General features: G+C 70.5%; 11 protein-coding genes and 1 pseudogene. 5 read left to right on the forward strand and 7 right to left on the reverse strand.

Going from position 1 to position 12,527, the window contains the following annotated elements; genetic code table 11:
* Positions 1-68 precede the first annotated feature (68 nt).
* From ACZ5C2_RS12790 to ACZ5C2_RS12800, 3 genes are read right to left on the reverse strand one after another with little or no spacing between them, the layout of a single operon-like run.
* Positions 69-704, reverse strand: a complete 636-nt coding sequence (locus tag ACZ5C2_RS12790) for a LutC/YkgG family protein (RefSeq protein WP_468789448.1) — start codon at positions 702-704, stop codon at positions 69-71.
* Entirely contained in the window at positions 701-2,254 is a 1,554-nt protein-coding gene (locus tag ACZ5C2_RS12795; RefSeq protein WP_468789450.1) for a lactate utilization protein B, read from the reverse strand. The genes ACZ5C2_RS12790 and ACZ5C2_RS12795 overlap by 4 nt, the downstream gene beginning before the upstream one ends.
* On the reverse strand, positions 2,251-3,027 hold the full coding sequence (locus tag ACZ5C2_RS12800) for a (Fe-S)-binding protein (RefSeq protein ID WP_468789452.1): 777 nt from the start codon (positions 3,025-3,027) through the stop codon (positions 2,251-2,253). Before ACZ5C2_RS12800 ends, ACZ5C2_RS12795 begins: the two co-directional genes overlap by 4 nt.
* Positions 3,028-3,265: 238 nt before the next feature.
* Here ACZ5C2_RS12800 and ACZ5C2_RS12805 point away from each other — a divergent pair, with 238 nt between their 5' ends.
* A complete protein-coding gene (locus ACZ5C2_RS12805) occupies positions 3,266-4,939 on the forward strand; it encodes an L-lactate permease (protein ID WP_468789454.1) in 1,674 nt (557 codons plus the stop codon).
* 99 nt (positions 4,940-5,038) lie between these two features.
* On the opposite strand, the gene ACZ5C2_RS12810 is transcribed toward ACZ5C2_RS12805, so the two are convergent.
* From ACZ5C2_RS12810 to ACZ5C2_RS12820, 3 genes are all read right to left on the reverse strand, one after another.
* On the reverse strand, positions 5,039-5,782 hold the full coding sequence (locus ACZ5C2_RS12810) for a FadR/GntR family transcriptional regulator (protein ID WP_468789456.1): 744 nt from the start codon (positions 5,780-5,782) through the stop codon (positions 5,039-5,041).
* A 164-nt stretch (positions 5,783-5,946) separates the two neighbouring features.
* Positions 5,947-6,090 (reverse strand): hypothetical protein, encoded by a 144-nt coding sequence (locus ACZ5C2_RS12815; protein WP_468789458.1) that lies wholly within the window; start codon positions 6,088-6,090, stop codon positions 5,947-5,949.
* A gap of 66 nt (positions 6,091-6,156) precedes the next feature.
* Positions 6,157-7,584, reverse strand: coding sequence for a non-reducing end alpha-L-arabinofuranosidase family hydrolase (locus ACZ5C2_RS12820; RefSeq protein WP_468789460.1), 1,428 nt, complete (start codon positions 7,582-7,584; stop codon positions 6,157-6,159).
* Between the two features lie 821 nt (positions 7,585-8,405).
* Here ACZ5C2_RS12820 and ACZ5C2_RS12825 point away from each other — a divergent pair.
* Together ACZ5C2_RS12825 and ACZ5C2_RS12830 are read left to right on the forward strand one after the other, a co-directional pair.
* Positions 8,406-9,455, forward strand: coding sequence for a fatty acid desaturase family protein (locus ACZ5C2_RS12825; protein ID WP_468789462.1), 1,050 nt, complete (start codon positions 8,406-8,408; stop codon positions 9,453-9,455).
* 308 nt (positions 9,456-9,763) lie between these two features.
* Positions 9,764-10,027: a hypothetical protein gene (locus ACZ5C2_RS12830; RefSeq protein WP_468789464.1), complete on the forward strand. Its 264-nt coding sequence runs from the start codon at positions 9,764-9,766 to the stop codon at positions 10,025-10,027.
* A gap of 44 nt (positions 10,028-10,071) precedes the next feature.
* Here the strand turns inward: ACZ5C2_RS12830 and ACZ5C2_RS12835 are convergent.
* Positions 10,072-10,449: pseudogene (locus ACZ5C2_RS12835) on the reverse strand (DUF2397 family protein); the annotation flags it as partial.
* A 567-nt stretch (positions 10,450-11,016) separates the two neighbouring features.
* Here ACZ5C2_RS12835 and ACZ5C2_RS12840 point away from each other — a divergent pair.
* Both ACZ5C2_RS12840 and ACZ5C2_RS12845 read left to right on the forward strand, forming a co-directional pair.
* Positions 11,017-11,778, forward strand: a complete 762-nt coding sequence (locus ACZ5C2_RS12840; RefSeq protein ID WP_468789466.1) for a sensor histidine kinase — start codon at positions 11,017-11,019, stop codon at positions 11,776-11,778.
* Positions 11,775-12,452, forward strand: a complete 678-nt coding sequence (locus ACZ5C2_RS12845; RefSeq protein WP_468789468.1) for a response regulator — start codon at positions 11,775-11,777, stop codon at positions 12,450-12,452. Before ACZ5C2_RS12840 ends, ACZ5C2_RS12845 begins: the two co-directional genes overlap by 4 nt.
* Positions 12,453-12,527: the final 75 nt, after the last annotated feature.

Genomic DNA, 12,527 nt, shown 5'->3' on the forward strand with positions numbered 1-12,527 from the left:
GCGCCCTCGCCACGCCCACGTCGCGCCCGGAGCGGCTCCACGCCCTGCCACGCCGGAACGGGCGTCGCTCAGGAGTCCGTGCGGATCACCACGACCAGGGTGCGCGGACCGTGCACCCCCTCGACTCGCTCCAGTTCGATGTCGGAGGTGGCCGACGGGCCGCTGATCAGCGTGGTCGGGCGCTCCGGGATCAGCCGGTCGAGCGCCTCCGGCACGCCGGGCGCCACCGTCGACAGGTCCACGACGCAGACGTGCAGGTCGGGGACGAGGGACAGCGCGCGCCGGCCCTGTCCGGGGCCTCCGTCGAGGAAGATCGTGCCGGTCTCCGCGCAGCCGGCCGCGGACGCGGTGACCACGCCGTCCAGTTCGCCGAGCCGGGGGGCCGGGATGTCCGGGGAGTCCCACTGGACCTCGCCGTCGTAGGCGGCGACCCAGGCCGGGTCGAGGTCGGCGGGCGCGCCGGCCCGGCGCGCCCCGTGCTCGTGGAGCGCCTCGGCGATCATGGCCGGGGCGCGGTCGGCGGTGCAGGTGCGCACCTGCGCCTTGTAGTCGACCAGGCGGTCCAGGAAGAGCGCGAGCCGTTCGTCGTCGGGCAGCGTACGGCCGGTGCGGTACGCGCGGGGGGCCGTCACTTCCGCCGGGCGGGCGAGGGTGAGGGCGTCCCGGACACGTCCGAGCACCGTCTCGCGTGCGGTCGCGGTCACGGGTTCTCCTCCTCGTGGGGGTGGGCTGCGGTCCGGGCGCCCTCTTCGGCGGCGGCCCGCAGGGTGGCCTCGCCCTCCTCGGAGGCCAGCCAGTCGCGGAAGGTCCGCCGGGGCGGGGCCAGGATGTCCCGGCTGTCGGTCCAGCCGTCGAACGGGGCCGGGAGGCGGGAGATCTTCCGGTCCCGCCCGGCCACCAGCCGGCCGCCGGGTCCGGCGGTCTTCTGCGCGGCCGTGAACAGCCGGGGCCGCTTCATCACCGTCGCGGCCGCCTTCATCGCCAGCTTCTCCACGGTGGTGCCGGCCTGCTCGGTGTGCTGGTGCCGCAGCTCCACCAGGAGCGACGGGATGTCGATCTTCACCGGGCAGGCGTCGAAGCAGGCGCCGCACAGACTGGAGGCGAACGGCAGCGAGCTGTTCGGGTCGTCCTTCGCGGCGTGCATCCCGGCGAGCTGCGGGGTGAGCACGGCGCCGATGGGGCCGGGATACGTCGACCCGTAGGCATGTCCGCCGGCCCGCTCGTACACCGGACAGACGTTGAGGCAGGCGGAGCAGCGGATGCAGTTGAGCGCCTCGCGCCCGATCCGGTCGGCGAGCGCCGCAGTGCGCCCGTTGTCGAGGAGCACCAGGTGGAACGTCTGCGGGCCGTCCCCCGGGGTCACGCCGGTCCACAGCGAGGTGTACGGGTTCATCCGCTCGCCGGTGGAGGAGCGCGGCAGCAGTTGCAGGAAGACTTCCAGGTCCCGGTAGCGCGGCAGCACCTTCTCGATGCCCATGACGGTGATCAGGGTGTCCGGCATGGTCAGGCACATGCGGCCGTTGCCCTCGGACTCGACCACCGACAGCGTGCCGGTCTCGGCGATGCCGAAGTTGGCTCCGGAGACGGCCACCGGGACCGTCATGAACTTCTCCCGGAGATAGGCCCGGGCGGCGGCCGCCAGATGGGCCGGGACGGAGTCGAGACCGGGGTCCACGCCCGGGATGGCGGCGCGGAAGATGTCCCTGACCTCGTGCCGGTTGCGGTGGATCGCCGGGACCAGGATGTGCGACGGCTTGTCGTCCGCGAGCTGCACGATCAGCTCGGCGAGGTCGGTCTCGTACGCGGTGATGCCCCGGGTCGCGAGGTGTTCGTTGAGACCGATCTCCTGGGTGGCCATCGACTTGACCTTGATGACCTCGTCGCTTCCGGTCTCCTCGACGAGCCGGGCGACGATCTCGTTGGCCTCGGCCCCGTCGCGCGCCCAGTGGACGGTGCCGCCGTGCTCGGTGACCTTGCGTTCCAGCTGTTCGAGCAACTCGGGCAGCCGGTTCATGGTGTCCGTCTTGATCGCCGAGCCGGCGTCGCGCAGCCGCTCCCAGTCGGGCAGTTCACCGGTGACGGCGAGCCGCTTGGCGCGGATGGTGTGGGTGGCCCTGCGGAGGTTTCCGCGCAGTTGCTCGTTGCGCAGCTCGTCGTGGGCGGCCGCGGGGAACGTGCGCTCGCCGCGCAGGTTGCCGGTCCCGTACGGGGAGCGGGGCGGGAGGGCGGGCATGCCGAGGAAGGTGCTGCTCATCGGGCGGCGGCCTCCATCTTCGAAAGTACGCAGGGCGAGGTGCGGGTGGAGGCGAGGATCTGCGCGAGGTGCAGGGTGCGGGTCCCGGCCTTGATGCGGGACAGGCCCCCGCCGATGTGCATCAGGCAGGAGGAGTCGCCGGCCGTGCACACGTCCGCACCCGTGGACAGCACGTCGCGCACCTTGTCCTGGAGCATGGCGGTGGACGTGTCCGCGTTTTTGACCGCGAAGGTGCCGCCGAATCCGCAGCAGGCGTCGGCCTCCGGCAGCTCCACCAGGTCGATGCCGTCGACCGCGTGCAGCAGGCGCAGCGGCTTGTCCCCCACCCTCAGCATGCGCAGCGAGTGGCAGGTGGGGTGGTAGGTCACCCGGTACGGGAACCAGGCGCCGACGTCGGTCACGCCGAGCACGTCGACGAGGAGCTCCGACAGCTCGTAGGTCTTGGCCTTGACGGCGGTGACGGCGTCGACCAGTGCCGCGTCGCCGTACCGTTCGGCGACGATCCGGTGCTGGTGACGCACCGAGCCCGCGCAGGAACCGGACGGCATGACCACGGCCTCGATCGACGGGTCGCCGAACTGTTCGGCGAAGTTGCGCACCAGTGGGACCGGTTCGCGCTGGTAGCCGGTATTGACGTGCATCTGACCGCAGCACGTCTGCCCAGGCGGAAACACCACGTCGTGGCCCAGCCGGGTGAGCAGCACGGCGGTCGCTTTCACCGCGTCGGGGAACAGCGTGTCCCCCAGACAGGTGGCGAAGAGTCCGATGCGCATGGAGCCTCCTTCGTTCGGTCGGACCATATTAGGCATCGACCGATCCTGCCACCAGAGTTCGGTCCGACCTTATTGACATGTGAGGTCATCGGTGTCCTACTGATGGCCGCTTCAGCAGCGGCAGGGCCCACGCAGGCCTCCGGAACGGGACACCGGCAGGGCACGCGCAGTGCCGCCCGGAACACGGACACCGGCGGTAACGGCCCCGCAGCCGCGGTACTCAAGGAGGAGCACGTACGTGATCACAGCGCAACCGGCCGTCCTCGCGGCCTACACCCCTGACGTGACCGCCGTCGGGGACAGCCTCACCGTCACCGCCCTACTCGGCCTTGTGCCCCTCGCGGTCTTCTTCCTGCTGCTGGTGGCGGCCAAGCGCCCGGCGCTCCAGTCGGCGCTCGGAGCTCTGATCACCGCCCTGTCGATCGCGGTGCTCGGCTACGGGATGCCAGTCGGGCTCGGTGCCCTGTCCGCCACCCAGGGCCTGGTCTTCGGTCTGTTCCCGGTGATGCTGATCGTCGTCGCCGCCATCTGGTTCTACGAACTCACCGTCGTCAGCAACCGGTTCGAAGACCTGCGCCGCTCCTTCAGCGCCGTCGGCCGCGGCGACCTGCGCGTCCAGGCGATGCTCATCGCCTTCTGCTTCGGCGGCCTCCTGGAGGCCCTGGCCGGATTCGGCGCACCCGTCGCCATCACCGCCGCGATGCTCATGGCGATCGGCCTGCCGCCGCTCAAGGCGGCCGTGACCGTCCTGGTCGCCAACACGGCCCCCGTCGCCTTCGGCGCCATGGCCATCCCGATCACCACGGCCGGCAACCTCACCGGCATCGCGCCCGAGGACATCGCCGCCGTCGTCGGCCGGCAGACACCGCTGCTCGCGCTCTTCGTCCCCATGCTGCTGCTCTTCCTCGTCGACGGCATCCGCGGCTTCCGCCAGCTGTGGCCCATCGCCCTGGTCACCGGACTCGTCTTCGCCGTGGCCCAGTTCTGGTGCGCGTCCCACTTCGCGTACGAACTCACCGACGTGGTCTCCGCGCTGGCCGGCTTCACGGCCGCGGTGATCATGCTGCGGTTCTGGGCGCCGAAGACCCCCGACGACCAGCGCTCCCAGGTCGAGGCAGAGCCGCTGACCCCGCGCCGGGTCGGCCTGGCCGTCCTGCCGTACGTGCTGGTGATCGTGGTCTTCGCGCTGGCCAAGCTCAGGGTCGGCGGACTCGATGTCCCCGCGCTGCTCGGCCGGTTCAAGATCGAGATCCAGTGGCCCGGTCTGTACGGCAACCTGGTCGCCGGCGACGGCTCCCCGTCCGCCAGCGCGATCTACAAGCTGGAGATCCTCGGCAATCCCGGCACTCTGCTGATCGCCTCCGGCCTGCTGGTGACGCTCGTCTACAGCCTCACGAGCGACGGCGGCCGGTTCCCGATGTCCGCCCGCACCAGCCTGCTCGCCGCGGGCCGCACCCTGAAGAACATGCGCACGGCCATAGCCACGGTCGCCACCGTACTGGCGCTGAGCTACGTCATGAACCAGTCCGGCCAGACCGTGGCCATCGGCACCTGGCTGGCCGCGGTCGGCGGGATCTTCGCCCTGCTCTCCCCCGCCCTCGGCTGGCTCGGCACCGCCGTCACCGGCTCCGACACCTCCGCCAACGCCTTGTTCGCCACGCTCCAGCAGACCGCGGGCGAGCGCGCGGGCATCGACCCGACCCTGCTGGTGGCCGCGAACACCTCCGGCGGCGTCGTCGGCAAGCTGGTCAGCCCGCAGAACCTGACCATCGCGGCGACCGCGGTGGGAGTGCCGGGCTCCGAACGGATCCTGCTGCGCAAGGTCGTCGGGTACAGCGTCGCGATGCTGGCGGCGCTGGGAGTGCTGGTCTACCTGCAGTCGCTGCCCGCCCTGTCCTGGATGCTGCCGTAGGGACGGACACCCGAAACGCGCGCGGGGATGGGACCGGGGCTGCTCTCACCCCGGACCCACCCCCGCGCGGCGCACCCGGGCCACCGGTCCGCGCCGCGGCTACTGCTCGGCGGGCTCCGGCCCCTGGTCGTCGACCAGGGTGCCGTGGAAACCTCGGATGTGCTTCTCGGCCAGGTCGGCCGCCGCCGCGCCCTCGCCCTCCCGGACCAGACGCAGCAGTTCGGCGTGTTCGTCGTTCAGGGAGCCGGCCGCGGCCGGCCAGTCCTCGGCCCCCTCCAGGGCCCGCAGGATCAGCGGTCGCACGGACTCGCGCACCGCCGAGGTGAGGGTGGACGTCAGCCGGTTGCCGGAGCTGCGGGCGATCAGCACGTGGAACCGGGTGTCGAGGTCGTTGAACTCCGCGACCTCCACGCCGGGCTCCCGCATCCGCCACAGGAGGGTCTCCACCTCTTCGAGCTCCTCCGGCGAGGCGTGCCCGGCGGCTGCCTGGAAGCTCGAACGTTCCAACGTGACCCGAGCCTCCAGCACGTCCTCCAGGCTGTAGCTGCCCAGCGCGAAGTGCAGCCGCAGCAGTCTGCCGAGCGCGCCGTCGGGGTGCCGCACGATCCGCGCCCCGGCGTCCGGCCCCCGGCCGGACTGGGCGACCAGCACGCCGATCGTCTCCAGCACGCGCAGCGCCTCACGCAGAGCGGAGCGGCTGACCCCGAGCACGGGCGCCAGCTCCCGCTCGGGCGGCAGCCGGTCACCGGCCTTCAGCTCACCGGCCAGCACCCGTGCCTCGATGGTCTCCAGCACGAGTTCATGGGTGCGGGACTGCCGGACGGGCTCCCACTCGACGGACATGACGCACTTCCCTCCCTGATCGAAAGCCCCAGGAACGACTATGTCACACATGTCATGTGGTCGGACCAGAACCGTTACGGAGGGTACTCAAAGGCCGTCGGACTGCTGCGCCGGGCGGCCGAACTGGCCCGTCCCGGGCGGCCGCCCTTCCCGCCACAGCCCCGTCACGCAAAGTCGGCCGCCGGTTCGATGGCGTCCACCGCGTATGGACAGCCCTCCTCCGCACAGGAGCCCCAGCCGCCGCACGACTGGGGCTCCACGATGCGGTGGGTGTCGGTCAGCGGGCTGGAGGAGCTGGAGCTGCCCACGTCGTCAACCGCTCACCCGCACACCGGCGGACCGCGTCACCTCGCGGTCACCGGGCACCGGGAAGATCAGCGCCGCAGGGTGAGGACGCCCGGCCGCCACGGCAGCCGGTTGTACTCGCCGCCCGCGTTGGGGTCCTTGCCCTGGTAGAGGAGCTGGAGGTTGCAGGGGTCGATGGTCATGGTCTGGTCGGGGTTGTTGCGGACCAGGTCACCGTGGCTGATGTCGTTGGTCCACGTGGCACCGCTGTTGGCCTTGCCCGCGAAGGGGTTGCTCTCGCTCGCGGCCTGCGGGGTCCAGGACCCGCTCAGGCTGGATGACGTGAAGGAGCGGAAGTAGCGCCCGTTCGCGCCCATCGCCTCGACGATCATGAGGTACTGGCTCTGGTCCTTGACCTTGTAGACCTGTACGCCCTCGAACAGGTTGGCCTTCGTGTCGCTCATGATGGTCGTGTAGGACGAGCCGAAGTTGCCCGGGAAGTTCCCGATCGGCATGCTCGCCCGGTAGATCTTGCCGTTGTCACCGGCGAAGAACAGGTACATGTTCTGGCCGTCGGCGATCAGGGTCTGGTCGATCGGGCCCGTGTCGGAGCCGGAGATGCTCCCGGTGAACAGCGGCTGCGGAGAGGACCAGCCGTTGGGGTTGGTGGGGTCGCTCGACGTGCGGTAGATGAAGGGCCAGGAGCCCCACTGGTACGCCAGCACCCAGATGTTCTTGGGCGCGAAGTAGAACAGGGTCGGCGCCACCGCGGCCTGGCTCATCCCGGTCTGGCCGGCCGACGCCATGTCCGACCAGTTCGTGAAGGGGCTGAACATCATCGAGCCGTACGACGACCCCGACACGTTCGACGCGTAGACCAGGTGCTTGCCGTTGTGCGTCACGGTGGTGAAGTCCTTCACCGCGGCCCACCCGTTCGCCGGCTGCGCCAGGACACCCGTCGATGTCCACCGGTACGTCGACGGAAGAGCACACGTGCCGTCGGTCGGCGGGTCGTCCGGCGTCAGACCGGTCCACTTCTGGTTGGCACCGCCGTTGCACGTCCAGATCTGCACCGCTGTGCCGTTGGCCGTACCGGCGCCCGACGCCTCCAGGCACAGCCCGGACTCCACGCCGACGACCGTGCCGTCGGAGTTCACCCGCCACTGCTGGTTCGCACCGCCGGAACAGCTCCAGATCTGCACCCGGGTACCGGCCGTGGTGGCATGGCCCGGAACATCCAGGCACTTGTTGCCGTACACGGTCAGCTGGTTGGCGTCCGTCAACGTCCACTGCTGGTTGGTTCCGTTCCAGCAGTCGTAGATCTGCAGGTACGTGCCGTTGGTCTGGTCGGCGCCCGGCACGTCGAGACACCGGTCCGAACCCACACCGCGCAAGGCGCCACTGGTGGCCGCCTGAGCCGGGGTGGCAACGAGCATCGCCGCCAGCGCGGCCAGCGCCGCGACCGTGGCGGCGAGTACCACAGACAGATGCCTGCGGTTGAAACTTCCTCTGTGCATGGGGACTTCCCCAACCTTGAGTAGGCGGTTCCGGCTGACCTCGTCGAGGCTGTCCGGACTGACGGTGCAGTGCGGTGTGCAGCGGTCTGTGAGCATCACGGCAGACCGTTGTGACGTCCCGGCCCTTGCGGCCTTCCGGAGGACCGGTGGCGCCCGGCGTCCTCGGGCCGCACGACGACAGGAATTGTCAGATCCATGACATACACAACGCAGGCACACCCCTTACGTCTCGGCATTTCGATGGAACACGGCCCGGAGGTGACCCGCCGTACGAGTGGAGCGATCCCGACCTGTTCGCAATACCGAACACATGTCGAAGTCTCGAGCAACCCGAATGATAGGGAACCGGTGAACCACGTCAATACCTCTCGCATGAATCGCGAACATCACCGAAACATTCGGCCCCGCCATGTAGGTAACGACGCAGGTCAACCACCGACCCGTCGGGCTCCGGTTCCTGCCTGGAGGCCGCGCAGAGAGGCGCTGGTGGGCGAACTCAGTGGCAGAACGGGCGCAGGCCGCGGTGTGGTCGCCCAGGAGCCCGCCCCGGTGCAAGCACGGTCGGCAAGAACAGACAATGCGGCGAGTGGCGGGCGGCGGTCAGGTCATGGGTACCGTGGAGCAGTGCGGGCGTGATCCACAGCGGCTCACCCGACAGAGTGATGTCCGCCCGACGGGGAACCCGGCTTGTGCCGAGTGAACGGGTCACGCTTGGCCGACCCTGCGGACGGCCGCCGTTCCGGGCAGGTCTCCGCCACCGGTCGCACAGGCTCACCAACGGCTCCGAGCCACCTGCCCGCCTCGCAGAGAGTTTCCCCAACATGACAAGTGTCACGGTCCGCGCTCCACGTCCCGGGAGTCCCGGGAGTCCCGGCAGCGACTTCGCCCGGCTGTCGAGGAAGGTCGCGGATGCCGGATTGCTGAAGCGGCGCCCGGGCTACTACACGCTCCGGATCACCGCGGTGGCCGGGCTCTACGCCACCGGATGGATCGCCTTCGCACTCGTCGGCCGCTCATGGTGGACGTTGGCGGTCGCCGCCTTCCTGGCCCTCGTCTTCGGGCAAGTGGCCCTGGTCGCGCATGACGTGGCCCACCGCCAGGTGTTCCGGCGGCGCCGGGCCAGCGAGGTGTCCGGACGGATCGCCGGAGCGAGCATCGGAATGGGCTACGGCTGGTGGCAGGACAAGCACACCCGTCACCACGCCAACCCCAATAACGAGGACCTCGACCCCGACGTCGCACCCGACCTGCTGGTCTGGTCCCAGGACCAGGCCCGCGCCGCCACCGGGCTCCCCCGTCTGCTCGGCCGCTGGCAGGCGTTCCTGTTCTTTCCCCTCCTCACGCTGGAGGGCTTCAACCTGCACGTGTCGAGCGGGAGGGCGGTCGCCAACGGCTCGCTCAGGCACCGGTTCCTCGACGGTGTTCTGCTGGCCGTTCACTGTGTGGCGTACCTGACCGCCGTGTTCTGGGTCCTGCCGCCCGGCATGGCGATCGCCTTCCTCGCCGTCCACCAGGGCTTGTTCGGTCTCTACCTCGGCTCCCTCTTCGCCCCCAACCACAAGGGCATGCCGATTCTGAAGGGCGACGACCGCCCGGACTTCCTCCGCCGCCAAGTGCTCACCTCACGCAACGTGAACGGCGGCTGGTTCACCGACATCGCCCTGGGCGGGCTGAACCACCAGATCGAACACCACCTCTTCCCCAGCATGCCCAGCCCCAACCTGCGCAAGGCACGGACCCTCGTCCGGCACTACTGCGAGGAACTGGGCGTGGACTACCTGGAGACCGGGCTGATCGCCTCCTACCGACAGGCACTCACCAGCCTCCATCAGGCGGGAGCACCCCTCCGGCACAACCGCGTCCCTGCCTAGGGAGGCCGGAGGACGGCGCCCGCGCGGCAGGGGCGGGCCGGCACGGCGACCCGGCGCCCGCGGCCGACGCGGATGTGGGTAACCGCGGTCGGCCGGCGTGCCGGGCACCCGGCAGCAGCTCTGATGATGCGCCGGGACGCCTTCCGGGACCGATAACCGGCCGGACCCGGGCACGATGACCGGCTACCGGACCCGGGCCCGGTAGCCGGGGGTACCGTCCGCCAGGGGCGGGAGCAGGGTGGTGGCACGGCGAAGTAGAGTGACCAGCTCTCCGGTCCAGTCACATCCAGCCGCACAGCGAGGTCTCCATGGAGCCCCAGGAAGCACCCTCGGCCGGGTACGCCGAGGTTCATGTCGTCGCCGCGTCACCCGAGGTCGCCCGGCGGGTGGCGGAGGTGCTCCGGCGTTGCTTCGCCGCTACCGAGCAGCGCAGCTATCCGGCCAACGGCGAGGGTGACGGAACCCGTCTGGAACTCACCGTGGACACCACCCGCACGGCGGAACCGGCACGCTCGTGGCTGGAGTCCAGCCGGTGGAGCGGACCCGTCGGCCAGGAGCCCCGGCAGGACTGATCCTCCGCCGGGCCCCCGCCGGCCCCGTGTCGCGGCAAGCGTGCTGCGCCCTCGGCACGGAGGAGTCGCTGCAGTTCCCCGTTGAACGCCTTGGTGTTCTCCACCAGAGCGTCCAGATGCCCTTCCAGCTCCCGCAGCGTGCTGAAGATCCGCCGATCAGCCGACGCGGGTTCACCGGACAGCACGCACAGCTCGTCTCCGCATGGTTGTGCACGACGTCCAGGAGCTCCCGCTGTACGAGCTTCCCGAGCACCTCGTGCGGATCCTCCTCCGCGGCCGCCGCCACCCAGCCCACCCCGCGCAACCGCTCTCGCACCGCGTCGACCCCCAGCGCCCGCCTCCAGGTGTTCACCGGCCACGCCGAAGACGTCCAGCACCGCCCCGTACAGGTCGGACTTCTCCACCGTCGTGCACCGGAACATCTCCGGTGGAACCCTGCGCACGCCTGTCGCCCCTCCCGTCGCCCCGTCGGCATCCGGATCCCCACCGTAGAGGGAGGCACCGACATGCAGGGGCAAGCCGCAGAACAGCGGACCCAACCGACGGGAATCGGGCGGTCTCGTGGGACGGAGCCGAACGGGCCGTTCGCACCCGCAGCCGCAGCGCGAAGAACAGGCCGGGGCTCGTCGTGGAGCCGCTGGAGCACGCCCGGAATCTCGGGTGAGTGCTGGAGCGGATACGGCGGCAAGTCGTCGATCCCCAGCAGCGGCGTTTGCGGCCGCCGCTTCCCCGCCCTGGCCCTCAACTTCCTCTCTGGTCACGACTCCACGCCGAGGGGAAGCCCAAGCGTCGAGCCCCCCGAAGAGGAAGGAGGGCCTCCGCAGGAAGGTGATCTATTTACTTGAAGTACTCGGCGGGATCAGGTCCAATGGGGCACCTTCACTAGGTGCAAGGACCACGGAAAGCCGATCATGACGCACCACAGTCAGTTATGCGCGACTGTCCCGCAGCCCCGGGCGGCGAGACGAACGCCCGTCCCCCGCGGCGACGTGAACGGCACCCTGACCGCGCTCCCCACGGCGGCGGAGCGAGCTTGGCTCGACAGCTTCCAGAGCACCCGTCATCTGGCCGACGCCGACGTGCGGCGGCACGAACGACGGAACACGCTGCACATGTTGAGGGGCCTTCAGGTGCTCGCCCGGTTCGCGGAGGAGCGGGCGGACGCGTTCGCGGCCTCCAACGGGGTGCCGCTCGCCACGGTCGAGGTGATTACGCGCCAGATCGGTGACCCCCTGGTCCGCGCACAGGCGGTGGGCAAGCTGATCGCCGCGGTCGAGCGCGGTGTGGACTTCCGGCTCGACCCCGCCTCCTGGCTGCCCGCCGGCCTGGAGGGGGCGGGGGAGATCGGCGCCGTCTTCGGCAACCTCGTCGACAACGCCCTGGACGCCGTCACCGGCACCGGACGGCCGGAGCCCCGCGTAGAGGTCGTGCTCCGGTACGACCGGGGCACCCTCGATCTCTCCGTGTCCGACAACGGGCCTGGCGTGAGGCCCCACTTGCGCGGCTGGGTCTTCGAGCGGGGCTCCTCGACGAAGCCGGCCTCGCCCGCACGCCCCCGGGGCATCGGCCTGGCGCTGGTACGCGCCGTCGCCGAGGCGCGGAGCGGATCGGTCGAGGTGAAGGGCCGGAAGGGCGGCGGCGCCGTCTTCACCGTCCGGATGTGCGCCGCCGAACAGCACCAGGGAGCCCGCCGGCACGTGCCGTGCCAGGCGGACGCGGGCACGTCGAGACGGCTGCGGGAGGGCCGGTGATCAACGTGCTCGTCGTCGACGACGACTTCTACGTGGCGAGGATCAACGCCCACTACGTGTCCGAGATACCTGGCTTCCGGGTGGCGGGAATCGCCCACGGCGCGGCTCCCGCCCTGGCGGCCGTCGAGCGCGGCGGCATCGACCTCATCCTGCTCGACCAGCACCTCCCCAACGAGAGCGGACTGTCCGTCACCCGCCGTCTTCGCAGCATGAACCTGGACGTCGACATCGTCATGGTCACCGCCGACCGCAGACCCGCATCGGTCCGCGCGGCCCGCCGCGCGGGTGTTCTGCACTACCTCGTCAAGCCGTTCACCTGCGAGAGCCTCCGCGAGAGGCTGGAGTCGTACGCCCGGATGCGCGCCGCGTTCGACGACACCACGGAGATGGACCAGGACGCCGTCGACGGGTCCCTGGGCGGCGGGTGCACTCCGGACGCGGGGCGGGGCCTGCCCAAGGGGTTCTCCGAGCACACCGCGGACCTGGTCGCGCGAGCGGTCGAGGAGCAGGGGGCCGGGGGCCGGCTGACCGCCCAGGAGGTGGCCGAGCTGACGCGGATCAGCCGCTCGACCGCGCAGCGGTACCTGAAGTTCCTCGCCGACAGCGGGCGGCTGCGGCTCACCCTCCGGTACGGCACCAGTGGCCGGCCCGAGCACCTCTACTCCCGGGCGTGAACCGGACCCGGTTCGAGCGCCGGACCCTCCAGCGTGAACCGGACCCGGACCGTACTGGACGCGGACGTCTCCCCC

The organism is Streptomyces sp. NPDC031365 (assembly GCF_055569765.1).

Bases quoted from the DNA above. Each gene is read 5' to 3' on its own strand.
- ACZ5C2_RS12795 (WP_468789450.1), bottom strand. From the start codon at position 2,254: ATGAGCAGCACCTTCCTCGGCATGCCCGCCCTCCCGCCCCGCTCCCCG.
- ACZ5C2_RS12800 (WP_468789452.1), bottom strand. From the start codon at position 3,027: ATGCGCATCGGACTCTTCGCCACCTGTCTGGGGGACACGCTGTTCCCC.
- ACZ5C2_RS12810 (WP_468789456.1), bottom strand. From the start codon at position 5,782: ATGTCCGTCGAGTGGGAGCCCGTCCGGCAGTCCCGCACCCATGAACTC.
- ACZ5C2_RS12820 (WP_468789460.1), bottom strand. From the start codon at position 7,584: ATGCACAGAGGAAGTTTCAACCGCAGGCATCTGTCTGTGGTACTCGCC.
- ACZ5C2_RS12825 (WP_468789462.1), top strand. From the start codon at position 8,406: ATGACAAGTGTCACGGTCCGCGCTCCACGTCCCGGGAGTCCCGGGAGT.
- ACZ5C2_RS12830 (WP_468789464.1), top strand. From the start codon at position 9,764: ATGGAGCCCCAGGAAGCACCCTCGGCCGGGTACGCCGAGGTTCATGTC.